Annotated in this window: 23 protein-coding genes; 14 read left to right on the top strand and 9 right to left on the bottom strand. The window is 65.1% G+C overall.

From position 1 onward, the window contains the following. The 4 genes from GEV05_13435 to GEV05_13420 all read left to right on the top strand — a co-directional run. Nucleotides 1-111, top strand: a 111-nt coding sequence (locus GEV05_13435; GenBank protein ID MPZ44383.1) for an IS630 family transposase, incomplete at its 5' end; no start/stop codon positions are given. 298 nt (nucleotides 112-409) lie between these two features. Then, nucleotides 410-1,621, top strand: coding sequence for a hypothetical protein (locus tag GEV05_13430; GenBank protein ID MPZ44382.1), 1,212 nt, complete (start codon nucleotides 410-412; stop codon nucleotides 1,619-1,621). Nucleotides 1,622-1,875: 254 nt separating this feature from the next. Next, nucleotides 1,876-3,849, top strand: coding sequence for a protein kinase (locus GEV05_13425; protein MPZ44381.1), 1,974 nt, complete (start codon nucleotides 1,876-1,878; stop codon nucleotides 3,847-3,849). Nucleotides 3,850-3,896: 47 nt separating this feature from the next. Then, nucleotides 3,897-4,448, top strand: coding sequence for a DUF899 domain-containing protein (locus GEV05_13420; GenBank protein MPZ44380.1), 552 nt, complete (start codon nucleotides 3,897-3,899; stop codon nucleotides 4,446-4,448). 19 nt (nucleotides 4,449-4,467) lie between these two features. On the opposite strand, the gene GEV05_13415 is transcribed toward GEV05_13420, so the two are convergent. The 3 genes from GEV05_13415 to GEV05_13405 are packed head-to-tail and all read right to left on the bottom strand — an operon-like array spanning nucleotide 4,468 to nucleotide 7,045. Then, nucleotides 4,468-5,271 (bottom strand): DUF2182 domain-containing protein, encoded by an 804-nt coding sequence (locus GEV05_13415; GenBank protein ID MPZ44379.1) that lies wholly within the window; start codon nucleotides 5,269-5,271, stop codon nucleotides 4,468-4,470. A gap of 6 nt (nucleotides 5,272-5,277) precedes the next feature. Continuing rightward, the gene (locus tag GEV05_13410; protein MPZ44378.1) at nucleotides 5,278-6,108 is read right to left on the bottom strand and encodes a DUF1326 domain-containing protein; all 831 of its coding nucleotides are present in this window, start codon (nucleotides 6,106-6,108) and stop codon (nucleotides 5,278-5,280) included. Continuing rightward, the gene (locus GEV05_13405) at nucleotides 6,047-7,045 is read right to left on the bottom strand and encodes a TauD/TfdA family dioxygenase (GenBank protein ID MPZ44377.1); all 999 of its coding nucleotides are present in this window, start codon (nucleotides 7,043-7,045) and stop codon (nucleotides 6,047-6,049) included. Before GEV05_13405 ends, GEV05_13410 begins: the two co-directional genes overlap by 62 nt. A gap of 36 nt (nucleotides 7,046-7,081) precedes the next feature. On the opposite strand from GEV05_13405, the gene GEV05_13400 reads away from it, so the two are divergent. Further along, nucleotides 7,082-7,873 carry an SDR family oxidoreductase gene (locus tag GEV05_13400; protein MPZ44376.1) on the top strand — a complete coding sequence of 264 codons (792 nt, stop codon included), beginning with the start codon at nucleotides 7,082-7,084 and terminating at the stop codon, nucleotides 7,871-7,873. A gap of 96 nt (nucleotides 7,874-7,969) precedes the next feature. Here GEV05_13400 and GEV05_13395 read toward each other — a convergent pair whose 3' ends face one another. Further along, a complete protein-coding gene (locus GEV05_13395) occupies nucleotides 7,970-8,635 on the bottom strand; it encodes a hypothetical protein (GenBank protein ID MPZ44375.1) in 666 nt (221 codons plus the stop codon). On the opposite strand from GEV05_13395, the gene GEV05_13390 reads away from it, so the two are divergent. Continuing rightward, the gene (locus tag GEV05_13390; GenBank protein ID MPZ44374.1) at nucleotides 8,559-9,068 is read left to right on the top strand and encodes a hypothetical protein; all 510 of its coding nucleotides are present in this window, start codon (nucleotides 8,559-8,561) and stop codon (nucleotides 9,066-9,068) included. The genes GEV05_13395 and GEV05_13390 overlap by 77 nt on opposite strands. A gap of 82 nt (nucleotides 9,069-9,150) precedes the next feature. On the opposite strand, the gene GEV05_13385 is transcribed toward GEV05_13390, so the two are convergent. Then, nucleotides 9,151-10,008, bottom strand: a complete 858-nt coding sequence (locus tag GEV05_13385; protein MPZ44373.1) for an amidohydrolase family protein — start codon at nucleotides 10,006-10,008, stop codon at nucleotides 9,151-9,153. Nucleotides 10,009-10,186: 178 nt separating this feature from the next. Between GEV05_13385 and GEV05_13380 the strand changes: the two genes are divergently transcribed. Continuing rightward, a complete protein-coding gene (locus tag GEV05_13380) occupies nucleotides 10,187-10,612 on the top strand; it encodes a hypothetical protein (protein MPZ44372.1) in 426 nt (141 codons plus the stop codon). Nucleotides 10,613-10,857: 245 nt separating this feature from the next. Further along, a complete protein-coding gene (locus tag GEV05_13375) occupies nucleotides 10,858-11,883 on the top strand; it encodes an LLM class flavin-dependent oxidoreductase (GenBank protein ID MPZ44371.1) in 1,026 nt (341 codons plus the stop codon). A gap of 29 nt (nucleotides 11,884-11,912) precedes the next feature. On the opposite strand, the gene GEV05_13370 is transcribed toward GEV05_13375, so the two are convergent. Beyond that, a complete protein-coding gene (locus GEV05_13370) occupies nucleotides 11,913-13,010 on the bottom strand; it encodes an ornithine cyclodeaminase family protein (protein ID MPZ44370.1) in 1,098 nt (365 codons plus the stop codon). A 608-nt stretch (nucleotides 13,011-13,618) separates the two neighbouring features. Here GEV05_13370 and GEV05_13365 point away from each other — a divergent pair. Further along, nucleotides 13,619-14,434, top strand: coding sequence for a hypothetical protein (locus GEV05_13365; GenBank protein MPZ44369.1), 816 nt, complete (start codon nucleotides 13,619-13,621; stop codon nucleotides 14,432-14,434). Nucleotides 14,435-14,522: 88 nt separating this feature from the next. On the opposite strand, the gene GEV05_13360 is transcribed toward GEV05_13365, so the two are convergent. After that, nucleotides 14,523-15,731 carry a CoA transferase gene (locus tag GEV05_13360; GenBank protein ID MPZ44368.1) on the bottom strand — a complete coding sequence of 403 codons (1,209 nt, stop codon included), beginning with the start codon at nucleotides 15,729-15,731 and terminating at the stop codon, nucleotides 14,523-14,525. A 199-nt stretch (nucleotides 15,732-15,930) separates the two neighbouring features. Between GEV05_13360 and GEV05_13355 the strand changes: the two genes are divergently transcribed. The 3 genes from GEV05_13355 to GEV05_13345 are packed head-to-tail and all read left to right on the top strand — an operon-like array spanning nucleotide 15,931 to nucleotide 18,448. Next, nucleotides 15,931-16,962 (top strand): MBL fold metallo-hydrolase, encoded by a 1,032-nt coding sequence (locus GEV05_13355; protein ID MPZ44367.1) that lies wholly within the window; start codon nucleotides 15,931-15,933, stop codon nucleotides 16,960-16,962. Nucleotides 16,963-17,001: 39 nt separating this feature from the next. Beyond that, nucleotides 17,002-17,988, top strand: a complete 987-nt coding sequence (locus GEV05_13350; protein ID MPZ44366.1) for a tripartite tricarboxylate transporter substrate binding protein — start codon at nucleotides 17,002-17,004, stop codon at nucleotides 17,986-17,988. Next, entirely contained in the window at nucleotides 17,966-18,448 is a 483-nt protein-coding gene (locus GEV05_13345) for a 4-carboxymuconolactone decarboxylase (GenBank protein MPZ44365.1), read from the top strand. Before GEV05_13350 ends, GEV05_13345 begins: the two co-directional genes overlap by 23 nt. Nucleotides 18,449-18,528: 80 nt before the next feature. Here GEV05_13345 and GEV05_13340 read toward each other — a convergent pair whose 3' ends face one another. Continuing rightward, the gene (locus GEV05_13340; protein MPZ44364.1) at nucleotides 18,529-19,506 is read right to left on the bottom strand and encodes a tripartite tricarboxylate transporter substrate binding protein; all 978 of its coding nucleotides are present in this window, start codon (nucleotides 19,504-19,506) and stop codon (nucleotides 18,529-18,531) included. Nucleotides 19,507-19,848: 342 nt separating this feature from the next. Here GEV05_13340 and GEV05_13335 point away from each other — a divergent pair, with 342 nt between their 5' ends. Next, nucleotides 19,849-21,189 (top strand): MmgE/PrpD family protein, encoded by a 1,341-nt coding sequence (locus GEV05_13335; GenBank protein ID MPZ44363.1) that lies wholly within the window; start codon nucleotides 19,849-19,851, stop codon nucleotides 21,187-21,189. A gap of 2 nt (nucleotides 21,190-21,191) precedes the next feature. On the opposite strand, the gene GEV05_13330 is transcribed toward GEV05_13335, so the two are convergent. Further along, the gene (locus GEV05_13330) at nucleotides 21,192-22,448 is read right to left on the bottom strand and encodes a hydantoinase/carbamoylase family amidase (GenBank protein MPZ44362.1); all 1,257 of its coding nucleotides are present in this window, start codon (nucleotides 22,446-22,448) and stop codon (nucleotides 21,192-21,194) included. Nucleotides 22,449-22,526: 78 nt separating this feature from the next. Between GEV05_13330 and GEV05_13325 the strand changes: the two genes are divergently transcribed. Further along, entirely contained in the window at nucleotides 22,527-23,633 is a 1,107-nt protein-coding gene (locus tag GEV05_13325; protein MPZ44361.1) for a TAXI family TRAP transporter solute-binding subunit, read from the top strand. The last annotated feature ends 29 nt before the right edge of the window (nucleotides 23,634-23,662 follow it).

Raw genomic sequence — 23,662 nt, 5'->3', positions numbered from 1 at the left:
AACATCAACCCCAAGCCATTCATTTGGACCAAGAGCGCTCGCGATATCCTGCAAAAGGTCATTCGCGCCAATAGCCGCTTAAGTTCTAAACAGAATGAAACACTGCACTAGAGCCTAGGCCGGGGCGCGGCCGCCGTCAACGCGCGTCACCGCACGCGAAACACCGGACGCGAGCCGCCGGATGCGAGGCAGCGCCTGAAGGATGACGGATGAGTGCGGCGCAATGAGGAATTCCGCGGCGTGCGAGGCTCTTCACCCGTCGCTTGCTCGCGCTGGCGACTGGGGACGGCCGTCGCGTCCACGTATTGAAAGCCGGCGCCCCGGCCCAGCCTGGCACCGGCGCCTGGCCGGAACATGGTGTACATTGCGCGAACCCTGAGAGCTCCATCCGTCATCTATCGAGGTATTCATGTTCGACGTCCGAGTGTCCGAAGAGCAGCGCCAGTTCCAGAAGCTCGCGCGGGACTTTGCGCAGAAGGAGATCAAGCCCTTTGCGATGGGGCTGGACAAGGAACCGGAATGGGAGAAGCGCGTGCCCTGGGATCTGCTGAAGAAAGGCTCGCAGCTCGGCTTTCGCACCTTCGTGCTGTCGGAGGAGAACGGCGGCTCGGGCATGTCGGACCACCTCACCACCTGCCTCGTCGCCGAGGAGCTGGCCGCCGGCGAGATCGGCACCGCCTACTACTTCATGCTGACGGCGCGGCGCGCGCGCGACTGGTTCGAGATCCGCATGACGCCCGAGCAGAAGGCGTACTTCCTGCCGAAGTTCCTCGATGACGAGCTGTTCTTCACCACGGTCTGCATCCACGAGCCGGACACGGACTTCGGCTTCGACTACTTCACGGAGACGCCGGAGGACGCGAAGTACAAGACGCGGGCCGTGGAGCAGCCCGACGGCTCGTGGCTGATCAACGGCGCGAAGAACTTCCAGACCGTCGGCTACCTTGCGAAGTTGCTGGTCGTCGGCGCGCAGACGCCCGCCGGGCCGCGCGCTTTCCTCGTCGAGGGTGACTCGAAGGGGCTCGTGCGCCACCCGCTGCACAAGATGGGTCGGCGCGTTGGCGACAACGCGGAAATCTTCTTCGACGACGTGCGCGTGCCGAAGGGCTTCATCATGCCGCCGTCGCCCAAAGGCCGCACCGACATGGGCACCCACATGACGATCGCCTCGCTCACGCTCGGCCTCGGGCGCGCGGCGCTGGAAGAGACGCTCAAGTATTGCCAGGAGCGCACCGCCGGCGGCAAGCTCATCATCAAGCACCAGGCGGTCGGCCTCTACCTCGCCGACATGGCCATGAACCTCGAGGCGGCGCGGCGGCTGATCTGGACCGCGGCATGGTTGAAGGACCACCCCGAAGCGATCGCCGAGGGCGGTGTGCCGGACCAGCCCTACGAGTACATGGCGATGGCGTTCACGGGCACGGCGGTGCAGCGGCTGACCGAGCAGGGCATCGAGCTCTTCGGCGGCATGGGCATCGTCCAGGGCATGCCGATCGAGAAGTATGTGCGCGACGCGATCATCCAGAAGCACATCTCCTTTCCGTTCCCCACGCGCTTCAAGCTCGTGGAGGCCTTGGCGGGGTTCAAGCGGAAGGTTCCGGCTTTCATCGGCGCCAACTGACTCCGCGAGATCGCGAGATCGGGAAGGACTACCGCACGAATGCCCAGCCGCCGGAAGAGGCGCAACGTCGCGTCCTGATCCTGGGCAGGGGCCACTGGTGGCGTCGGTGCGGCGCACACAAACCACTGAACGCGCGATTTGACATCGCCAACCCGGCGAAAAATAATGCGCCTGCGGCGCCGCAGGCATCTCGCGTGCTTCCCAAGCTTGCGCCCACCCGTGTCGCTCTCAGCAGACACTAACACTTCGACCTTATGGCAGCAGTCGCGCTCAAGAAGCTTGGCAAATACGAAATCCGTGGCACCCTCGGCAAGGGCGCCATGGGGATCGTCTATGACGGCTTCGATCCCGTCATCGAGCGTCGCGTCGCCATCAAGACGATCGCGAAGGAGTCGATGGACCCGCGCGAGGCAGCAGAATTGCTCGGCCGCTTCAAGCGCGAGGCGCAGGCCGCGGGCCGCCTGAATCACCCGGGCATCGTCTCCATCCACGACTACGGCGAGGATGATGGCCTGGCCTTCATCGCGATGGAGTTCATCAAGGGCAACGAGCTCAGGAAGTACTTCGAATCGCAGCAGCGCTTCGTGCTCACGCATATCGTGCGCATCGTGTGCGACATTCTCGATGCGTTGGACCACGCCCATCGCAACGGAGTCGTCCACCGCGACATCAAGCCCGCCAACATCATGATCACCGACGAGGGCCGCGTGAAAGTCGCGGACTTCGGCGTGGCCTGGATCGAGTCGTCGACGATGACGCAGGTCGGGGCGCGGATCGGCACGCCGGCGTACATGTCGCCGGAACAGCACCAGGGGCTGCCGGTCACTGGCCGCTCGGACCTCTTTTCCGCCGGCGTCATCCTGTACCAGTTCCTCACGGGCGAGCGGCCGTTCACCGGCAACGGCTACCCGCTCATCCACCAGATCCTCCTGCAGGATCCGATCGCTCCGTCGGAGATCAACTTCGACATCCCGCGGGCGCTCGACGCCGTGACGATGAAGGCGCTCGCGAAGCGTGCCGAGGACCGGTTCGCGACCGCGCGCGAGTTTGCCGAAGCGTTTCGCGAGGCGGCCACGGGCGAATCAGTCGGCGCCGGCGTCGACTTCGTGCTCAACGACTGGGCCTTGCCGGTGAACGGCCGGGATGCCATGCCACCCCCTGGTTGCGGGCAAGGAACGACCACGGCCAGCGCGAGTGTGACCGGCGACGGTGGCTCGAACCCCGCCAGTGTCTCCCTGGAAGTCGAGCTCGAGTACTGGAAGGAGATCAAGGACAGCACCGAGGCGGATGATTTCGAAACTTTCCTGCGGCTATTTCCGGGAAGCCGGTTCGCGCCGCTGGCTCGCCGCCGTATGAACCGCCTTGAAGCCGAGGCGCGCCACGGAACCGAGGCACCTGTACACGCGGAAGCGCGGGCACACAGGCAACGCGAGGTCGAGCGGCACTTGCAGCGCATCGATGCCAAAGAGCCGAAGCTCATGCTCCCGGAAGACGAGGCGAACGACGTGACGCCCGCGATGGACCTGTTCCCGAGCGTGATGGTGCAGCCCGCCTTTGCCACGGTCGACCTTCCGCACCTCGAAGCCGTAACCGGGCCGATCCATGCTCGGCGCCGTGCCGCGAAACCCGCGCACACGCAGGCCGTGCCCGAGCCTCCGCATCCGTTCGCCTCCGGCGCGGCGCGCAAGCCACCGCGGCTGCCGATCGCTCTGGTGCTGGCTGCAGCGCTGGTAGGCAGCGGCCTCTGGTATGCCACTCGGCCGCAATTCGCCCCGATCATCGGCACACTTCGAATGCAAACACAAACCATCCTGGCGCAACTGGAGCAAGAATGGCAGGCGCGCCAGGCGGGGCAAGGGGAGCAGCAGCGAAAGGGTGGCGAGGCGGCCCGCCTGGCCGAAGAACAGCGCAAGAACGAGGAAGCGCTGAAGGCCGAGCGCAACCGCGAATTGGCGCTGGCGCGGCAGAAGGAAGAAGCCGCCCAGGCCGCCGCGATCCAGAATTACGAGCGCGCGATGGCGCTGCTCAACCAAGGCAGGAGCAGCGAAGCCGTCCGCCGCCTGCGCCAACTCGCCAAGGACGGGAACGGCGCGGCGGCCAAGACCCTCGGCGATCTCTACAGCAGCGGCGAGGATGTCTTGCTCGACATGCAGGAAGCGGCCTACTTCTATGCCATCGCCGAGCGCAACGGCGTCGAGATCGATCGCCCGGCCTTTGTCCGCCGTTAGCCGGTGTCCTGCTGCGGAACCTGAAAATTCCACTCGAGGCCACTGTCATGGCCCGGCCGCCAGATAGTGTCTTCCAATGGGCCAACGATGGGAAAGTGGGGAAGAGCGTGAAATTCTCCGAGCTGTTTGCGGACAAAAATACGCTGCTGCTCTACTCGTTCATGTTCGGTCCGAATTGGGACAATCCCTGTCCTTCTTGCACCTCGCTGGTCGACGGGTTCGATCGCGCCTGGTACTCGGTCACTCGAGACGCCGCGTTTGTCGCAATTGCCAAGGCCCCGGCCGATCGAATCAATGCGTGGGCGAAACAACGCGGATGGTCGCAGATCGATCTGGTTTCCGGATCGAATTCCTCCTATCAAGCCGATTACAAATGTCAGGGAGACTCCGATGACATGCAATGGCCGGTGATGCACGTATTCAGGAAGCAGGACGGAAAGATTTTTCATTTCTGGGGAACGGAAACGATGTCGAATCATGTCGACACGGTGTGGGTGTATTGGAATCTCATGGACTTTACGCCTGAAGGTCGGCCCGACGTTTCCACCCCGCCACAGAATTTCAGGTCCGAGTTCCTGGAAAAGCACTATCCTGATTAAGCAGTAGCTGGGCAACTTCTCAGCGCACCTGAATCGCCAGCGCAAGCCCCCATGCGACCAGTACGATCCCCGCGATGCGCCCGAGCCAGTGGCCACGCGCAATGGTCTTCTCCAGCAGTACATAGAGCGCAAGGCCAGCGATCCAGTACAGGTTCATTACGCCGCCAAAGAACAGAAGCGCCATCAGGAACCAACAGCAGCCGAGGCAATAAGCGCCGTGCTCCAGCCCCATGCGCAGCGCGCCAAGCCTGCCTGCGCGCCACTTACCGATGAGGAAGCCGAGGGGCGTGCGGCAGTGGCGGAGGCACATCGCCTTGAGCGGCGTCAGTTGCCACAAGCCGGCTGCGATCAATAGGCCGGCGCCCAGCCAATGGCTCGTCGTCTCCAACATTGGCGATAGCAGGCGGGCCGACTCCAGGCCCCATTGAAGCGCGGTAGCGACTGCACCAAAGCTGCCCCAGACGAGCAGATAGCCAGTGGCGAACAAGGCGGTCGGCAGCAGCGGTGCGCCGGCCGCCTTGTCCTTCCGGTTGACGCGCGCGAAAAGCAGCAGCATCGGCACCGCGCTGGGCAGCATCATCGCCACCATCATCACCCACCACATCGCGAAGATCAGCAGGGCATAGGCTGGCGTCCACACCGCCGGCTGCATCAGCCATCCGTCCATTCCGGCCATCCCCGTCATCGCGACGGGGCTCATCTCCATTCCGGCTCCGGCCAGCAGCCAGCCCCAGGCCAAGGCGACGATCGAAACCAGCCCGGCGACCAGCACCAGCCGGTCGCGCTGCAGCACGGCTTCCAGCAAGCGTGCCTGCGCGCCCATCCTGGTTTAAGGCCGGCCGAACTTCTGCTTGTACTCCTGGTAGCTATGCACGAGGCCCTGCGGGCCCCAGGCAACGTGCGCCATCGAGCTGTGGCGGCGGTTCAGGTCGAACTTGATCGGGCCGGTGCCCTTGGCGAAGCCGGCGACATTCTCGGCCTCGTGAAAGACCCAGCCGTTCGGCAATACCGTAATCATCTGATGCTCGGTATCGGTGACCGGGTTGCGGATCGGCTCGCTGTGCGCGCTCACCGCAGCGGCCACCTCGATGCGGGCGCGCCGCTTGTCCAGGTTCCAATCGAAGGTGATGGGCGCGAACATCGGATCCTTGATCGTCTCGATGATGACGGAGAAGATCTGGAACATGGTGCCGGCCGGCTGGTCCTCGCCAGACAGGATATAGAACAGCGCGTCCCTCTGTGCGTCGCTGGCACGCTCGTCGATGATCGGGTGCATGACCCCCTGGCCATGGTGAATGGCGCGAGGGAAGTAGAACGTGGCGACGACCGCAAGGCCGTCCAAAGCAACGCCGTCGCAATGGCCCTGGTCGATTTTGAAGCCTACCAAGCCAGTGCAATGGCCTTGGGTTGGGTCGCCCATGGCCTCGCACGGGCAGCCGAGGTCGCAGCTGCAATATTCGATGTACTTGCCTTCGATCATCCAGTCGCGAGCCATGGCGGTCTTCTCACAATGCGGACGAAAATGGGGACGCACACAATTTCCGGCCGCACGGGCGGTCAGGGAACTGAAAAAATTGTGTGCGTCCCCTTTTCCAAGTTCAAGCCGGTGCGCTACCCCGCAGACAAGTCCGCTGCAGCACCCGCGGGAAGCGCGCGGCATCGAAATTCGGGTTGGCGCGGTGCAGGAGGCAGCGGTTGTCCCACATCAGCAGGTCGCCCGGGCGCCACGTGTGGCGATAGACGAATCGCTCCTGGATCGCGTATGCGGTCAACTTCTCCAGGCGGGCGCGGCCGACTTCCTCGGGATGGCCTTCGAGAAAGACGGCGCGTTCCCCCATGAAGAGCGCCTTGCGGCCGGTTTCCGGGATCGTGCGCACCAGTGGATGCGACATGGGCGGCGCATCGGCGATCTCTTCCGGCGGAACTTTGATACCCGCGCGGGCCTGGGAGATCTCCCAGCTGTGCACGACGCGGACGCCCTCGAGCTCGGTCTTCTCGGCCTCCGGCAGTGCCTCGTATGCGGTGATCATGTCGGCGAAGCAGGTCTCTCCGCCATCCGGGGGCATGACCAGCGCATGCAGAATCGTCGCAAGCGACGGCTGAGGTCGGAACGATTTGTCGGAATGCCATTGGGTCGAGGCGACCTTGCCGCTCGGTTTGCCGTCGGCGCCCAGATTCGTGACGATATGCACCAGCGGGTTGACCGTGCCGCGATTGCCGGCCACGTGCCGCTCCAGCGTACCGAACTGTTCGGTGAAGGCGATCTGCTGCTCTTGATCCAGATGCTGATCGCGGAAGCACAGCACGTGATAGCGGACGAACGCGTCGTAGACCGCGCGCTTGGTCGTCTCAGGCAGCGGCTGGCGCAGATCCAGGCCCACGATCGAGGCGCCGAGGACTGGGGACAGCGGTTCGAGGTCGAAAGCCGGACGTTCGAGGGTGAGCGGCATGGTGGCGTACCCCTGGATAAGCGTCGCGGAAATTCTACTCGCATCCGATTTCCTATACGATGGCTGCGGCACAACCCGCGGCGGTGGACTGACGGCGTCGGCTCGATGCCTGATCGTCCGCGGTGAGGGGTAAGGCTCGTGCGGCATGTCGCGCGCACGGTGGAGCAAGGGGAGAAGACGGAAATGGATCTCGATCTGAACGGTAAATCGGTGCTGGTCACCGGCGGCAATCGCGGCATTGGCCTCGCGATCGCACTCGGCTTCGCGGGCGAAGGTGCGAACGTCGCCGTCTGTGGCCGCGACAAAGCGGCGCTCGCGGAGGCGGAAGCGATGATCGCGGCGAAGGGCGTGAAGGCGATGGCCGTCGCGGTCGATCTCTTCACCGCCGCAGGGTGTACGGGCGCGGTGCAGGCGGCGATCGACGCGTTCGGCGGGCTCGACGTGCTGGTCAACAACGCTTCGACGGCGATCAGCGGAAACATCGAGACGCTCGATGACGACGGGCTGATGGAGCGGCTGAACGGCAAGACGCTGGCCTACATGCGCTGCTGCCGCGCCGCACTGCCGCACCTGCGCAAGTCGCCGCGCGGCCGCGTCATCTGCATCGGCGGCGCCGCCGCACGCCATGCCGGCGCCACCAACCTGCCCAGCGCGCTGGGCAATTCGGCGCTGGTCGCCTTCGTCAAGCAGTTCAGTACGACGGTGGCGGCCGAGGGCATTACGGCCAACATCGTCCACCCGCCCTTCACCAAGACCGACCGCTACCCGGCGCGCCGCGCCGCTCGGGCGAAGCAACTCGGCGTGAGCGAGGAGAAGGCCGAGGCGAGCTTCGTCGCGCGGTTCCCGATCGGCCGTCTGGTCGAGCCGTCGGACATCGCGCCGATGGTGCTCTTCCTCGCCTCGCCGCATGCAGCGGCGATCACGGGCCAGAGCATTGCCATCGATGGCGGCTCGACGCCGGGTACGTATTACTAGCCGGCTCGTGCTCGGCCGGCAGTTGCGTTCAGCATTGCGTGTCCGTGCAACGGAGCCTACGCGATAGCCGGGCGCGTTGAACGAAGCGCGCTATCCTTAAACCGCCGCGCGGTGCCGCCACGCATCGCGCCGCTCGAGCAGCAGTGCGCCGAATCCAACCATCGGCACCAGCAGCCATGCGATCCAGCCGATCCAGGGTAATGCGGCGAGCAGAGCCAGCGCACAGGCTCCGACTGCAAGTTGCGCATGGCGCGATGCGTCGGCGCGGCCCGATCGGGACATGCCCCAGGCGCCGATGCGCAGCGCGACGAACACACCCGACAACAGCAGCAGCGCGACATACAGCGCCAGCACGACAATCGCCAACGGGATGCCAACGATCGTGACCGCGAGCAACAGCACGAGCAGCGGCGTGACGAGCAGTGCGACCACGCCGGATGCGAGCGCAGCTCCGATGCGTTGTCTGATCTTTTCAGCCACGCGCGTGCTCCACGAAGGCGATGCGGCGAGCACGGCGACGCCGAGCGCAAACAACGCCAGGAAGCCGAGCAGCCAGCCATACAGCCAACCGAGCGCAGCGGGCGCGCTATCGTCCGGCGGCGCCTGATATCTGACCTGCCCCTCGACTCTTGCCTCGGGTGCGATTTCGGGCGGCTGCGGCCCATAGGCGAACAAGTCCCCATGGATCACCGCGCCGGGGGCAAGCTTCAGGCGCCCGGCGCGCACGTGCACGGTGCCGCCGACTTCGGATGCGAGCACCACTTCGCTGGCGTACAAGGGCGGAGGGCCGGCGCTGGCTGCCGTGGTTTCCGGCGAGGTCCAAGTCGGCTTTTCCAACGTCCCGCAGAGCGCGCGCATGGTCGAGGCGAATCGGTTGCGGCCGATCGGCGTCAGCAGCTTGAAGCCTTCCAGGGCGCTGCCTGGCGTGCCGCCGGTAGCCGAAGCGGGCGTGCCCGGATTCGAATTCTCGGGGTGGCACGGGCTGCTCGCGCCGAAAGGCACGCCGCCGGCGATCGTTGAGCTGCTCAACCGCAAGCTGCGCCAGACGCTGGCCGACCCGGTGGTCGTGGCGCGCTTCGAGAAGGGCGGGCTGGATCCCATCGCGAGCTCGCCGAGCGAGTACGCCGAATTCCTCGGCAAAGAGCTGGAGAAGTGGCGCCGGGTGATCCGCGAGCGCAATATTCGCGCGGAATAGACACGGCAAGCCATTCGCGCGCGAGCAGACGGGCGGGGAAGATCGTAGATTGGCGCGGACACCATGCCCGTTCGCGACAACGTCATGAACGCTTGTCCTGACCTTTCTGCGGCGACCAGCCATACGCCCTGGTGCAGGCACCGCCCATCAGCATGGCCCGGTCACTGTCGCTGAGCCGATCGGTTTGGCGGAAGGGTTCGACTGACTGCTCATAGTTGACGACGGCGAAGGCGCGGGTCCAGTCGGTGCCCCACAGGCAGCGGTCGAACCCCCAGGCATCGAACACGCGCGCAAGCGGGTCCCAGATGTCCGGGAAGGGATACGGTTCGCGTGCCAGCGTGCAGGCGCCGCTGACCTTGATCACCGCGTTCGGGCGCTTGGCGAGGGCCAGCACCTTCGGCAGGTCCGCCCAGGGTTGCGCCGGCGCGGGCGGCGTGCGGGGCTGCATGAGGCCCATATGGTCGATCACGAATCGCGTGTCGGGGTGACGGTCGATCAGCGTTGCGACCGCGTCCAGGTTGCCGGCGCACGACAGGTTGACGGGGAAGTCGTACCGGACGGCTGCGCGCGCGATGCGGTCGAAGCCCGGGTCGTTCGCGTCGCGCCCCACGTCCTTCCGCATCATGATGCGAATGCCGACCGTGCCCGGCGTCTGCTTCCAGTCGGCGATGACATCGGCCACCGCCGCATCATCCGGGTTCACCGGTTTGACGAGGGCGAACCGGCCGGGATGGGCCCGTTGCACTTCGACGGCATAGCTGGCGTCGTAGCGGTACATGGCAAACGGGGAGACGAAGATCGCGCCGTCGACGCCGACCTTGTCCATCGCCGCCACCATCTCGTCTCCCGTTACGTGCTCGGGCCAATTCGGGACGCTAGCCCAAGGCCGCTTGGGTGTGTTCGCCTCATAGGCGTGGACCTGCGAATCGATGATCGGCATGGGCGGGCTCCTCTGCGTTGAGTGGTTTCGTTGGCGTTGCAGCCTCGGAGTCTATCGCAGTGGCTATTGACCGCCGAAGGCGCCGCCGATACGCTGTGCCAACCGAGAAACGATTTTCGAAAGCCCTATGCGCTATGACTGAACTGGTCGTCCGAGCATCCATGGGAACGACGTCGGCATGGAACGCGCTCGCCCCCGCGTTCACCCGACTGACCGGCCACAAGTTGATCGTCACTCAGGAGAGCTCGGCGACGTTCGAGCGAACCCTGGCCTCCAACGCGCCCGCCGACCTGATGGTGCTCTACGGCGAGCCGATGAACGACATCATCAGGCGCGGCTTGGTGCTGGAGGGTTCCAGCACGATCTTCGCCCGCGCGGCGAAACGGAAATGGCGATCCAGCAGATCAACGTGAGCAAGCCGGTTGCCGGCACCGACTACGTGGGCGATCTCCCGGGCGAGCTGCACGAATACGTCGTGTTCGCCATCGCCGTCATGGCGGTCTCACGGGAGCAAGAGGCGGCCAGGGAATTGATCCGGTTCGTCACCTCGCCGCAGGCCGTGCCGCTGCTGCAACAGGGGATGATGGAGCCCGCGTCGGGTTGACGGCTCTGCCGCAATCGTAGTCCCCAGGGCTTGGGGGTATCATCGGCGAGCTTGGCTCGGTCGCGCTCGCGCTTGCCGGTAACGGTTCACGCTTGTTCGACTTGCGCCTGAAATCGTGCCGCGCGAGGCTCTGGGCAATCACCGTGGGTCCTGCGGCAAGCGAGGCGTTCAGCGGGCGTGCTTCATCTGCGCGTCGGCCGGACCCGCTCGACCTGACGTGCCGCTAACGTTACGAGGAGAGTTTCATGCAGTTCGGATTGTTCGGCAGCGGCTCGGCACGGCGGGGCAGCGGTGAGTTCGACAGCACCGAGGGCTACCACGACTGGATCGAATACAACATCGAGGCCGAGGCACTGGGCTTTCACAGCACGTTCTGCGTGGAGCACCATTTCACGGGCTACGGTCAGGTTTCCGCCACGCTGAACCTGCTGACCTGGTTGGGCGCTCGCACGAAATCACTACGGCTCGGCACCGCCGTGATGGTGTTGCCCTGGCACAACCCGGTGCTGTTGGCGGAGCAGGCGGCCACACTCGACTTGTTGTCCGGCGGCCGATTGGATTTCGGTATCGGCACCGGCTATCGCTACAACGAATTCGTCGGCTTCGATGTTGCCATGGAGGAGGCACGGGCGAAATTCGAGGAATCGATCGACGTCATCCTGAAGGCGTGGACATCGAACGAACGCTTCTCGCACAAGGGAAAATACTGGAGCTTCGAGGACATCGTCGTCGAGCCGCAATCGTTCCGCAAACCGCATCCGGCAGTCTGGATGGGCGCCGGCAACGAACGCTCGATTCGCGATGTCGCCCACCGCGGCTTCAATCTGCTTCTGGGTCAATACTCCTCGCCGGCCGATGTTGCCCGCAACATCGCGATCTTCCGCGACGCTGTAGAGGCGAAGGGCGAGCCATGGGACCCCAGGCGGGTCGGTATCACCCGCGCCTTCTTCGTTACCGAAGATGCGCGCGAACGCGAACAAGCGCTGGAACGACGGCTGGCCAACCGGCTGCGGCAACTGAAGCTCGCGACGACACCCGATGGCAGGGTACTCGGCGGGCCGGATCGCGCAGACGGTGATCCAGTCGAGATCAACCTGAACAGCGCCATCTACGGCACGCCGGATGAAATCGCGCGGAAGATCGAGGCGCTGCGCGAGGCCGGCGCCGGCTATCTGCTGATCAACGGCGGCGGGTCCGGTGGCGGCGAACGGGGTCGGCGCAGCCTGCACCGCTTCGCGCGCGAAGTGATGCCTGCGTTCGCCACGACTTAGACCTTTCCTGGGCGCCTGCGGCCTCGCCGTCAGTTGCGGATGTCTTGCAGGAACCACTCGGTCGGCAATTCGCGGCCCAGCCTGGCGGCTTTCGCCCGTTCATAGACGAGGCCACCGACCGAAGAGAACTGAACGCCCCAGTTGCCGATCGTGCGATAGTGCGTGATCTGGTCCCGGGAAGTGCGTCCCGGCGCCTTGCCCGTGATGACATCCGTGTAAACGGGCCATTCCTTCAGCTCGAGCCCCTTCCTGGCTCGTGGCAGCACGCTCAGCTGCTCGTCGGTGCCGAGCACGAAAGCCCCGCGGCCGGCGCTCACGTCACGGCGGAAGGTTTCGCTCTCGGGCAGGTCGATCTCCTCGTTGCCCTGCTGCACTTTCACGTCGAAGCGTGCCGCGGCCGCCGACGAGATCTCTTGCGACTTGAGGCTCACGACGTGCATGCCGGGCTCGAGCCAGTCGGGCTCGACGATGGGCAGGATGCTGTCGGTGCAGGTGGACAGAATATCCGCGCCCCGGACGGCCTCGCGCGCAGAATCCACGGGTATCACTTCGACATCGAGCAGACGCGACATATCCTCGCTGTACCGACGCCGGTTCTCCGGGTTGCGGCTGTAGACCTTGACCTGTCTGATCTTGCGCACGACCGCGTAGGCTTCGAGGAAGGTGCGGGCCATGCCGCCGGAGCCGAGCATGCCGACGGTGCTCGAATCCTCGCGCGCGAGGAGCCGGGTGCCGATGCCTGCCGCCGCGCCCACGCGCATGTGCTGGAGGTGACCGTCGTTCATGAGCGCGAGCGGCTCGCCGTTGCCCGAGCTATAGAGGAACACGAGGCCGCAGAAGGTGCCGGGCTCGATGCAGTACTTGTTCTCCGACTGGCTCCCGCCCGGGCCTAGCGGAAAGTGCACGATATCCGACTTCAGGCGTACAGCGTAGTAGCCGCCGCTCGCGCCCTCGACGGTGCCGAAGCGATAGTAGCCGTCCGGCCGGTCGCACGGAACGTAGGTATCGATGCGCGGCCGGTATATGGCCTTGCGCTGCGCGAGCGCGGCGAACGCGGCTTCCTGCACCTCGATGCATGCGCGCATGTCGAGCACCTGGGCGACGACTTGGTTGTTGATCATCAGCATGGTCGGAGCTTTCGGAAAACGCCGTCGGAGGACGGCTCGGATTGCCGTGGGCAGTATTCCGTGCCCCTCCCGCATCGTCAACTGGGCGAGATGGGCGGACCGCCCCTCCTGCTGCCGCAAAGCCAATGGCGGGTCGTGATCGCCGGAGATGCCCGTCGGCGTGCTTGCCGAGCGGGCGTCGTAACTCCTATCCTTTGGCGTTGACGGGCCAGAACGGGTTGGATTTCCGCATTCCACACACCCAGTCCGCATTCTGGAAGGCGCTGCGGCTGGCCGGCGAGAGCGGTCGGATCCCCGATCGCGGCCGGATGCTCGCCCAAACGTCCGCGGCCGAAGCCTGATCCTGATCAAGCACTTCTTCGTCACTCCCGCGCAAGCGGGAGCCCAGAAAATTCAGTGTTGTCCTGGGTTCCCGTTTCCACGGGAACGACGGTCGTTAACTCAATCATCGCGCGCAGTTGTTCACTCCAGCGAATGACTCTCATGGTTCGCGCGCCTTGCCTTCCGGCTCGCTTGCTGCGAGCATCGTCGGATGCGCGCACCGGGGCCGATTGACTCGCTCACGACGGCGTCATCGAAAACAATACCGAGGTCAGCAGGAGCTATCGATGTCCCGAAGATTTGCCCACCTGACGCCTTACGAGGGCTACGAAGACGCAATCGTCGAGAAGAAGGACGGCGTGGTCACCTTCACGCTCAATCGCCCGGAGAAGCTCAACGCGCTCTCGCCCGCGCTGCGGTTGGGCCTGAAACGCATCCTGGAGGACGTGAACGACGACGATGACGCCAAGGTGCTTGTCCTCACGGGTGCGGGCCGTGGTTTCTGTTCCGGTGCGGATATGGTCGGGCAATCGCACTCGGACGTCCCGCCGAGCCGGCAGGACATCGAGGAATCGCGCTTCGGCTGGATCGGGCGCTTTCGCAGCATGCGCAAACCCGTGCTGGCCGCGGTCAACGGCGTTGCGGCCGGGGGCGGATTTTCGCTGGCGCTCGCCTGCGATGTGCGCATCGCTTCGGATCAGGCGCGCTTCGTATCGGCATTCATCCGCCGCGCGATCCTGCCCGATCAATCGTCGACCTGGCTATTGCCCCATCTGGTGGGCACGTCGCGGGCGCTCCTCATGCATTGGCTGAGCGACGAGGTGAAGGCGGAAGAAGCCGTGCGGATCGGCCTCGCCGACATGGTCGTGCCGCACGATCAGCTCATGGCCCGCACGATGGAGCTCGCAACACGGCTGGCGAGCGGCCCGTCGATCACCATCGAGCTCACCAAGCAGGCGGTCTACCACGCGATGGGCGTCTCGCTCGAGACGCACGCGGAATACGAGGAGAACCTCCTCAACAAGGTGCATCACACCGAAGACGTGAAGGAGGGGCGGCTGGCGTTTCGCGAGAAGCGCAAGCCAGTCTTCAAGGGACGCTGAGAGCTTGGGGTCGTTGTCGGATTTCCCTCACCCCCGGCCCCTCTCCCGGAGGGAGAGGGGGGATGGAGCGCGCTTTTTGCTCCGACGCTTACTCCAATCCCGGCCCGCGCACGATGCCGCCTGCCGCGAGCTTTTGCGCATCCGCATCCGAATAGCCCAGCTCGTGCAGAATCTCGACGGTATCGCGGCCGGGCTCTTTCGGCGCCGAGTAGCGCACTGAAAAGCTGTACGCGTCGCTCTCGTAGGGCATCGGCGGCAAGCGACCGGCTTTGTCCCCGATCTGAACCGGCAGCGTCCGGCTCTCCGAGTTCACGTGCGGGTCTTCCTCGAGCACGCTGGACGGCGAGTGGAGCGGCGCCACGCACACGTCTGCGGCGTCCAGCATGTCGACGATCTCGTTGCGCGTGTGGCGCGCGCACACGTCGCCGATACGCCTCATCAGGATGTCGTGACGTTCGGCCCGGCCCGGATTGTGGTCGTAGTTCGGGTCCGCGGCCAGGTCTTCCATGCCGAAGACGGGGCATATCCGCCGCCACTGCCCGTCGCTGACGATGCCGATGAAAACCTTCTTGTCGTCCTTGCAGGTAAAGAGATCATAGATTGAAGTGCCGTTACGCTTGCCGGCGTGGCGCTGTGCACGCATGGGCTGCGACGGCTCGCCGGTGAACTGTGCGGTGGCCATGTGCTGGCCGACGTAGAACAGCGCCGTCTCGAACAGCCCACCGGTGATGTGCTGGCCCTTTCCGGTCTTTTCCCGCTGCATGAGCGCAGCCATCACGCCGAGCACGGCATACGTCGCGGCGCCCATGTCGACCACCGATGCGCCGGCCCGCATCGGCTGCCCGGGCGGGCCGGTCATGAAGGCCAGGCCGGATGCCATCTGCCCGGGCTCGTCCATCAGCGGCCGCGAAGCATACGGGCCCTTCAAGTAGCCCTTGAGGCTGCAATAGATGAGACGCGGATTGGCTTCGCGCACTTTCGCATAGCCCAGACCGAGCCTGTCCATCGAGCCGGGCGCCATGTTTTCGATCAGCACGTCGGCGCGCTCGATGAGGCGCATCGCCACCTCACGCCCCTCGGCCGAGGCGAGATTGATGACGATGCCGCGCTTGTTGCGGTTGAAGTAATAGAACGGGCCGTTGCGCCTGTTGCCCATGCGGCTATCCTTGCCGGCATCGGGCGGCTCCACCTTGATTACATCGGCACCCATATCGCCGAGCAGCAGGCCGGCGGTCGGCCCGGCCACGATCTGCCCCATTTCAACGACGCGTATTCCTTCCAGTGGTAGGCCGCTCATAGCTCGATCTCTTCCCGAAAATTTCCGTTGCAATTCTTTCGCCGGTACAGCGCGGACTCATGAATCATAGCTCGGATGAGGGGCAAGCTCGGATGAGGGTCAGGTTTTGCGAACACCCGGCCGCTCCCCCGGCGCGCGCCTGTCTCACTCGGATCGTCGTACACTGACGCCGCACGCAACTTTCGACGAGGACCTGCACATGGGCATAGAGCGTGTTCCGGGCGCCAGGGGCGCCAGCGTCAGCACATCTCCCATGGCCTTCCAGGCGCCCGTCGTCGATGCGCTGTCCATACGCGTCGTGGTCGATTCGCGTTACGAGCGATTTCTTCCGAAGGCCTCACACCCGCAGGTGCGCATCGAGCACGTCGGGCGCATCCCCGGCCGTCCGGACATGACTTTCGCCGCCGAATGGGGGCTGTCGCTGCATCTCGCCTCGGTGAAGGAGGGTGCGAAGGCGCAGTACGTGCTCGACTTCGGCTACACGCCGGAGATCATCAACCGCAATTTCGAGCTCCTGGGCATCGACCCGGCCGCAATCAGCGGCTTGATCCTGAGCCATGGCCACCGCGATCATTTCGGCGGCCTCGACGGCTTCGTGCGGCAGCATCGCGGCGAGATGCGCGACGACCTTGCGCTCTACGTCGGCGGCGAGACGATCTTTCGGCCGAAGTGGCTCAAGGAGGGTGGCGAGACGGTGCTGTGGGGCGCGGTGGACCGCGCAGCGCTGCAGTCGAAGAACGTCGCCGCAGTGTGTTGTCCGAAGCCGTGCGCGCTCGAGGGTGCATTCACCTCCGGCTACATCGAGCGCACCTCCTTCGAGCAAGTGACCGGCGGCTCCTGGGTGGCGGAGGACCACTACAGCGAGGCCGAGCGCAACGGCCAGCTCGTGCGCGACCAGCATCCGGACGAGCACGCCACTTGCTACATCGTAAAGGGCCGCGGGCTCGTGGTGATCTCCTCCTGCGGCCATGCCGGCATCATCAATAGCGTGCGCAGCGCGATGGCTGCGGCCAATGTCGACAAGGTCCACGCCGTCATCGGCGGCTTCCATCTCGGCACTTCGCCGAATGAATACCTCCAGCACACCCTGCAGGAGCTCGAGCGGATCAACCCGGACGTGATCGTCCCGATGCATTGCACCGGCGAAGCGTTCATCGCAATGCTGCGCACAAGCCTGCCGCAGAAGGTGGTGTATTCGAACGTCGGAAGCCAATTCACTTTCGGCGCGTGAGCGCGAAACGGCGGTACCTTTACGACGGAGGTGCGTGATATGTGCGGTGTGAGAGGAGGAGCTCGGGGACTGGCATTCGGGGTTGCTGCGGCGGCCTGGATGTATTCTGCTGCCGGGTGGCCACAGGATTTTCCAAGCAAACCCGTGCGCTACGTCGTTCCATTCGGGCCGGGCGGTTCGCCCGACATCGTCGGGCGGTTGATCGCCGACCGGCTGACCCGATTGTGGGGACAGCAGGTGATTGTCGAGAACCGCGCAGGGGTGGCCGGTGTGCTCGGTAGCGCATTCGTCGCCAAGTCGCCGCCTGACGGCTACACGCTGCTCCAGTGCAATATCGCGCCCAATGCAATCGGCGTATCGATGTTCAAGAAGATGCCGTACGATCAGCTGCGCGACTTCGCGCCGATCACGCAAATCGGCAGCCTGCCGAATATTCTGCTCAGCCACCCCTCCTTGCCGGTACGATCGGTCAAGGAGCTGATCGCCTATGCCAAGGCTCGGCCCGGCAAACTCAGCTACAGCTCCGGGCAGGTCGGCACCTCGCCGCAGCTCTCGATCGAGCTGCTCAAGCAGGCGGCGAAGATCGATATGGTCAACATTCCCTACAAGATCGGGTCGCAAGGATTGACCGATGCGATAGGCGGGCAGGTTCCCCTCAACGTGTCCAATCTGCCTCAGTCGATAGCTCCGGTGCAAAGCGGGCGCTTGAGAGGCCTTGCGGTCACGAGTGCCAAACGGGCCGCGCCGCTCCCGTCCGTACCCACGATGCAGGAGTCCGGTATTGCCGGCTACGAAGTCACTTCATGGTACGGCGTGTGCGCGCCGGCCGGCACGCCGGCGGCGGTGCTGGACAAGGTGAACGCCGACGTCGCTTCGATACTGCGCATCCCGGAGCTGCGACAGCGCCTGAGCGAACTGATCACCGAGATCACGCCCACGAGCCGGGAAGAGTTCGATCGGTTCATTCGTGGCGAAATCTCGCGCTGGGCGCAGGTGATCAAGGATGCGCATATTCCCCAGATATAGCGGGGCGCTGCGAGAAGGGCACGACTGTCGAAGGCGCAATGGCCCCAGCGAAAGGACGACGATGAGCGAGGAGGACCACGACGAGCTGACGCGGCGCACGGCGCAGCGGCTGTTCGGCAAACCGAAGCGCGGCGAAGGCGCTTACGCCCTATGGCGCGATTTCAATCCGCAGCTCGCGCGCGAGTTCTCCCGCTTCTACGTCGGCCGGCTGTACGCGCGCGAAACTTTGTCGCAGAAGCAGAGGGAGCTGTGTGCCGTGGCCGCGCTCGCGGTGTTGAACTACCAGGAAGAGCTCGCGATTCACGCCGGTGCGGCGCTCAACTGCGGCGCCACGCCGGCGGAAGTTGCCGAGGTCGTGTTCCAGATGGCCACCTACGGCGGCGCACCCTGTACGGTCGAGGGCTTGCGCACCTTGAAGCGCGTGCTCGAAGAGCGCGGCGAGTGGAAGCCGGCCGACTGACGCCGGCCACCGGCGTCAATTCAAATGCTTGACGCCGGCGGCCGGCGTCAATAACAAGTGATCGATGCCGGCGCCCCGCTTCAGTGCAAGACCTTGATGCCCGCTTCCTTGATGATCTTGCCGAAGCGCTCGATGTCCTGCTTGACCAGCGCGGCCGTCTTTTCGGGACCGTTGAAATAGGGCTCGAACCCCTGCGTCGCCAGCTTCTCCTTGATTTCCGGCGTCGCGACCATCTTGCCGACTTCGGCCGCGATCTTGTCGATGATCTCCTTCGGCGTGCCGGCGGGTGCGCCGAGACCCTGCCAGGTTGCCAGCGCTACTTCCGGCATGCCGATCTCGGCGAAGCTCGGCACATCGGGCAGGGTGCCGACGCGCTCGCTACCCGTGATCGCGAGCGCGCGCAGTCGGTTGCCCTTCACGTGAGCGACGACGTTCACCGGAACGGAAAAGAAAAAATGCACCTGGCCGCCCAGCAGGTCGATCACCGCGGGTCCGCCACCCTTGTAGGGAATCTGCGTGGTCTTGATCTTGGCGACCAGGTTGAACTGCGCCGCCGCAAGATGGGTCGATCCGCCGTGGCTCGAGGTGGCATAGTTGAGCTCGCCGGGCCGCTTCTTGGCCAGCGCGATGAACTCCTTGACCGTCTTCACCGGTAGCGATGGATGAACCACCATCACGTTCTCGTAGCTCGATACCGTGGCGATGGGTGCGAAGTCCTTGATGGCGTCATAGGGCGTCTTCATCAGGGTGGCGTTCGCGCATAATGCGCTGCCGATGTAGATCAGCGTGTAGCCGTCGGGCTTCGACTTCGCCGCCAAGTCGGTGCCGATCATGGTGCTCGCGCCGGGCCGGTTGTCGATGATGACCTGCTCACCCCACGCTTCGGTCAAGCGCTGGCCGACCAGGCGCGAGGTCCAGGTCGTGCTGCCGCCTGGCGAGTAGGGCACGATGTAACGTATGGGGCGATTCGGATAATCCTTCTGCGCGGGCGCGGGTGCCGAATAAACGGCGAGTAGACCTGCGGCAAGCACTCCTGACCCAGCCACTGCGAGCTTCATGCTGCTTCCTCCCTTTTCAATCCCAGTCGATTTTCGATCACGCCCAGTTTTCGATCACGCCGAGCGGCGATGAAGCCGCAGCGTGCATGACTCCGGCCGGGGCTCGAGCTGCTTACCTCAAGCATAAGCTACCGAACTCGGATGTGCACGCATGCGCAACGATCGATGCGCCGAAGACGATGTACTGCGCCCGTGATCGGGCAATCTTCCGTACGGCGTAGCCGGCGCGATATCAGGATGTGGTCTCTTGACGGAAGGAGCGCTCGCGGTTTGCTGCCGCGCGGCTTTCGCCCTTAGCATTGGTCATCGGCAGCCAATGCGTTCAACGATCAGGAGAGCAACATGGCGCAACACACACCCATAGGCGATGCGGCGGCAAGCTTCATCGCGGCCACGCCGGAGCGCAAGCATGCACCGGAGGTGCTCGAAGCGGCGAAGATGTGCCTGGTCGATTGGGTCGGCGTGGCGCTCGGCGCAGCCCGGGAACCGGCAGCCCGGGTCGCGCGCCGCGTCGCCGAGAAGTGGAATACCGGCGGGCGGGCGCACATCCTGCTCGGCCCCGCGGTCGCGCCCGCGGCAGCGGCCCTGGTCAACGGCACCATGGCGCACTGCATGGACTACGACGATACCCACATGGACGGCGCGGGACACATCAGCGCGCCGACCTGGGCAGCCGCGCTGGCGCTCGCCGAGCACTACGGCAAGAGCGAGCAGGAAGCGCTCGCCGCGTTCATCGCCGGGTTCGAAGTCTCGGCCCGGCTGGGCGCGGGCGGGTTCGGGCGCAAGCTGCAACATGTCGGGTTTCATCCGAGCGCGGTGTTCGGGCGCTTTTCCGCCGCGGCGGCAGCGTGCGTGCTGCTGGGGCTGGATCGAACGCGCATCGCGCATGCGCTCGGCGTGGCGGCGACCACGGCCGGAGGGCTCAACGCATCCTTCGGCACCATGAGCAAGCCGTTCCATCTCGGCAAGGCCGCGATGGACGGCATCCTCGCGGCCGATCTGGCGGGCGAAGGATTCGAGGCCGCGACCCATCTGCTCGATGCGCCGGATGGTCTTTCGGGCGCACTGGTTCAGGATCGCTCGGCTGCGATCGAGCCGGAGCCGTTCACCGACGGGCTCGCGTTGCTGCGCAACGCCTACAAGCCTTACGCCTGCTGCAAGGCGACGCATGCGTGCGTGGACGCCGGCCGGGCGCTGAGCACCCAGGTCGAGGCGGAGGCCATTCGCCGCGTCGTGCTGGGCGCTTCTCCCATGACTTTGCGGGTTGCATCGCGCGCGGATCCGAAGTCGCCGCTCGAAGGCAAGTTCAGCGTCGCGTACTGCACCGCGCTCGCACTTTCGGGCTATCCCGCGGTGGAGGGCGACTTCTCCGAGGCGCGCCTGAGCGATCCGAAGGTGCGAGCGCTGGTCGCCAAGTCGGAGCTGGTCGTGCAGCCGAATACCGAGCTGACCGAAGGCTTCGTCGAGGTCGAGCTCGCCGATGGGCGCAGCGTGCGCGCGAACGTGCCGCTCGCACTGGGCAATCCCGGCAACCCGATGAGCTGGGAGGGGATGGAAGCCAAGTTCGCCGGGCTGGTCGAGCCGGTGCTGGGGCGCGATACCCGGCCGCTGTTCGAGTCGCTGCGCTCGTTCGAGGCGCCCGGCACGCTCGCGCGGCTGATTGCGCTCGTGAGCCGCAGCTAATCTCAGCGCTCGGCGAGCTCCAGCAGCGCCGCCGTCAGCACGCGTGCACCGGCGGCGAGATCCGAAGCCTTGGCGTTCTCCGCCTCGTTGTGCGAGATGCCTTTCTCGCACGGCACGAAAATCATGCCGGTCGGGCACACGCGCCCCATGTAATTGGCATCGTGACTCGCCCCGGAAGGCAGGCGCATGTGCGCAAGTTGCAGTTCGCCGGCGGCGCGCTCGATGGCATCGACGACGCCGGCATCGAACACGCACGGATCGTCGTGCAATGTCGGCGTCACTTTCACCGTGCACTGGCGGGCCGCCGCCCGCGCGAGCGGCTCGACGCTCCGGCCCAGCCGATCGATCGTCGCCGGATCGGGATGGCGCAAGTCCACCGAGAACAACACGTGGCTCGCGACCGAGTTGGGCGAATTCGGCGTCACCAGCATGCGGCCGACGGTGAAGCGTGTGATGTCGGTGGGATCGTGCGCCAGCTCGGCGATCGCGTTGATGATGGCAACGGCATCGCGCAGGGCATCCTGGCGCAGTGCGAGCGGCGCGGTACCGGCGTGATCGGTCTTGCCGAACACCTCGACATTGAACCAGCGCAGGCCCTGAATGCCGGTCACGACGCCGATCGTCTTCTCCTGCCGCTCCAGCAGCGGCCCCTGCTCGATGTGCGCTTCGATGTAGGCGGCCACCGGCGCGTTGAGCGCGCGCTCGCTGGCTTCCGGCGTGGCGGCAAGCGTCCTGGCCAGCGCCTCGCGCAAGACCGTTCCGCCGTTGTCGCGCACGTCGAGAAAGTCTTCGAGCTTGCGTGCGCCCGTGTACACCGACGAGCCCATGGTGCAGGGCTGGAAGCGGCCGCCTTCCTCGTTGGTCCATGCTACCAGCTCGATGGGCCGGCGCGTCGTCACCCCGGCCGCGTCGATCGCTTCCAGCGCTTCCAGTCCGGCGAGCACGCCGAAGATGCCGTCGAAGCGCCCGCCGCGCGGCTGGCTGTCCATGTGGCTACCGGTCACGATGGGTGCGGCGGTGGGATCGCTGCCCGACCGGCGCACGAAGAGATTGCCAACGGCATCGACCGCGATCCGAAAATTGCGCGCGCGGGCCCAATCGAGCAGCAGCTTGCGCGCGGCAATGTCTTCGTCCGAGAGCGCGGCGCGATTCACGCCGTTGCCCGCGATGGCGCCGATCTGCGCCATCGCCATATGGCGCTGCCACAAGCGCGATTCGCTGATCCGTTCGACTGCGTCGCGGTGGGCTTCTCGCATCATTCGCTCCTTGCTGGGGTCAGGTCTCCCACGTTGCACCTTTGCGCCGACATGCACGGCTGATCGGCTAGGGCATGCAACATGGGAGACCTGACCCCGAATACGCCGCAGCCTGCGGCAGCGGAACACAGTATAAGATTCACGGTCCGGCGCGTGTGGGAAGAGCGCCGTCACATTCGATCGTTGGAGGAGGAATCCATGAACTTTGCCGTACGGGATCGGAAGCGCATCGGCATCTGCGCCGCCGCAGTATTGACGATGGCGTGGCAATGCGCCGCACAGGCGCAAACGATGCTGCAGATGCCCACGGGCGGCGTGACCGGCAGCTACTACATGACCGGCGCGCCATTGTCGAAGTGCGTCAACGAGGCTTCGAAACTCATCCGGGTCACCCCGAACACCTCCGGCGGCGGCGTGGAGAACATGCGGCGGGTCGACAGCGGCACGGCGCAGCTCGGCATGGTGCAGGTCGATCTGATGTATACCGGCTGGCGCGGCGATAAGCCGTTCGACAAGCCGATGCGTAACTGGCGCGTGCTCGGGGTGCTGACGCCGATCCTCGCCAATCACGTGGTCGTGCTGGCGAGCCAGAACGTGAAGACGATTTCCGATCTGAAGGGCAAGACGTTTGCGATCGGCGCACCAGGCTCGGGGGCGGCGGTGCAGATGAAGCTCTTCCTCGATCAAACGGGCTTGAGCAAGGTGATCAACACCCGCATGCTGCCGCACCAGGACTATCCCACCATGCTGCTCGATGGCAAGATCGACGCGATCAACCGCGCCAACAGCGTGCCGGCCGCGGTGGTGGAGGAGATCGCCGCGCAAAAGCCGATCGTGCTGGTCGATTTCTCCAAGGAACTGGAGCAAAGCAAGTTCCTCGAGAAGCATCCGTACATCTCCAGGTACGTCGTCAAGGGCGGCACGTACAAGGGCCAGAAGGCCGACGTGACGCTGTTCGGCACGGCCGGGTTCCTGGTCGCACACAAGGACGTCCCCGAAGCGATCGCGTACGAGTTCACCAAGCTCGCCTACTCCGAGCAATGCGTGAAGCAGGTCAGCACCGCGTTCAAAGGCGCGAACCTGAACCGCAAGGCGCCGCTCGAGGGCAACATCGGTCCGGTTCATCCCGGCGCCGCCAAGTTCTGGAAGGAGAACGGCATCACGGTACCCGAGCCGCTGCTGAAGTAACCGGAGGGCGGGCGTGTCGAACCCACCGG

The organism is Betaproteobacteria bacterium, assembly GCA_009377585.1.
GTDB lineage: Bacteria > Pseudomonadota > Gammaproteobacteria > Burkholderiales > WYBJ01 > WYBJ01.
The sequence above is the reverse complement of the archived record's forward strand: the minus strand, read 5'-3'. Positions and strand labels throughout refer to the sequence as shown.

What these genes read in the sequence shown, in the direction of transcription:
- GEV05_13345 (MPZ44365.1), top strand. Translation starts at nt 17,966, where the DNA reads ATGCGCATATTCCCCAGATATAGCGGGGCGCTGCGAGAAGGGCACGAC.
- GEV05_13430 (MPZ44382.1), top strand. Translation starts at nt 410, where the DNA reads ATGTTCGACGTCCGAGTGTCCGAAGAGCAGCGCCAGTTCCAGAAGCTC.
- GEV05_13375 (MPZ44371.1), top strand. Translation starts at nt 10,858, where the DNA reads ATGCAGTTCGGATTGTTCGGCAGCGGCTCGGCACGGCGGGGCAGCGGT.
- GEV05_13335 (MPZ44363.1), top strand. Translation starts at nt 19,849, where the DNA reads ATGGCGCAACACACACCCATAGGCGATGCGGCGGCAAGCTTCATCGCG.
- GEV05_13385 (MPZ44373.1), bottom strand. Translation starts at nt 10,008, where the DNA reads ATGCCGATCATCGATTCGCAGGTCCACGCCTATGAGGCGAACACACCC.
- GEV05_13410 (MPZ44378.1), bottom strand. Translation starts at nt 6,108, where the DNA reads ATGCCGCGCGCTTCCCGCGGGTGCTGCAGCGGACTTGTCTGCGGGGTA.
- GEV05_13370 (MPZ44370.1), bottom strand. Translation starts at nt 13,010, where the DNA reads ATGCTGATGATCAACAACCAAGTCGTCGCCCAGGTGCTCGACATGCGC.
- GEV05_13420 (MPZ44380.1), top strand. Translation starts at nt 3,897, where the DNA reads ATGGCCCGGCCGCCAGATAGTGTCTTCCAATGGGCCAACGATGGGAAA.
- GEV05_13365 (MPZ44369.1), top strand. Translation starts at nt 13,619, where the DNA reads ATGTCCCGAAGATTTGCCCACCTGACGCCTTACGAGGGCTACGAAGAC.
- GEV05_13325 (MPZ44361.1), top strand. Translation starts at nt 22,527, where the DNA reads ATGGGAGACCTGACCCCGAATACGCCGCAGCCTGCGGCAGCGGAACAC.
- GEV05_13360 (MPZ44368.1), bottom strand. Translation starts at nt 15,731, where the DNA reads ATGAGCGGCCTACCACTGGAAGGAATACGCGTCGTTGAAATGGGGCAG.
- GEV05_13405 (MPZ44377.1), bottom strand. Translation starts at nt 7,045, where the DNA reads ATGCCGCACGAGCCTTACCCCTCACCGCGGACGATCAGGCATCGAGCC.
- GEV05_13340 (MPZ44364.1), bottom strand. Translation starts at nt 19,506, where the DNA reads ATGAAGCTCGCAGTGGCTGGGTCAGGAGTGCTTGCCGCAGGTCTACTC.
- GEV05_13425 (MPZ44381.1), top strand. Translation starts at nt 1,876, where the DNA reads ATGGCAGCAGTCGCGCTCAAGAAGCTTGGCAAATACGAAATCCGTGGC.
- GEV05_13400 (MPZ44376.1), top strand. Translation starts at nt 7,082, where the DNA reads ATGGATCTCGATCTGAACGGTAAATCGGTGCTGGTCACCGGCGGCAAT.
- GEV05_13330 (MPZ44362.1), bottom strand. Translation starts at nt 22,448, where the DNA reads ATGATGCGAGAAGCCCACCGCGACGCAGTCGAACGGATCAGCGAATCG.
- GEV05_13350 (MPZ44366.1), top strand. Translation starts at nt 17,002, where the DNA reads ATGTGCGGTGTGAGAGGAGGAGCTCGGGGACTGGCATTCGGGGTTGCT.
- GEV05_13380 (MPZ44372.1), top strand. Translation starts at nt 10,187, where the DNA reads ATGGAACGCGCTCGCCCCCGCGTTCACCCGACTGACCGGCCACAAGTT.
- GEV05_13415 (MPZ44379.1), bottom strand. Translation starts at nt 5,271, where the DNA reads ATGGGCGCGCAGGCACGCTTGCTGGAAGCCGTGCTGCAGCGCGACCGG.
- GEV05_13355 (MPZ44367.1), top strand. Translation starts at nt 15,931, where the DNA reads ATGGGCATAGAGCGTGTTCCGGGCGCCAGGGGCGCCAGCGTCAGCACA.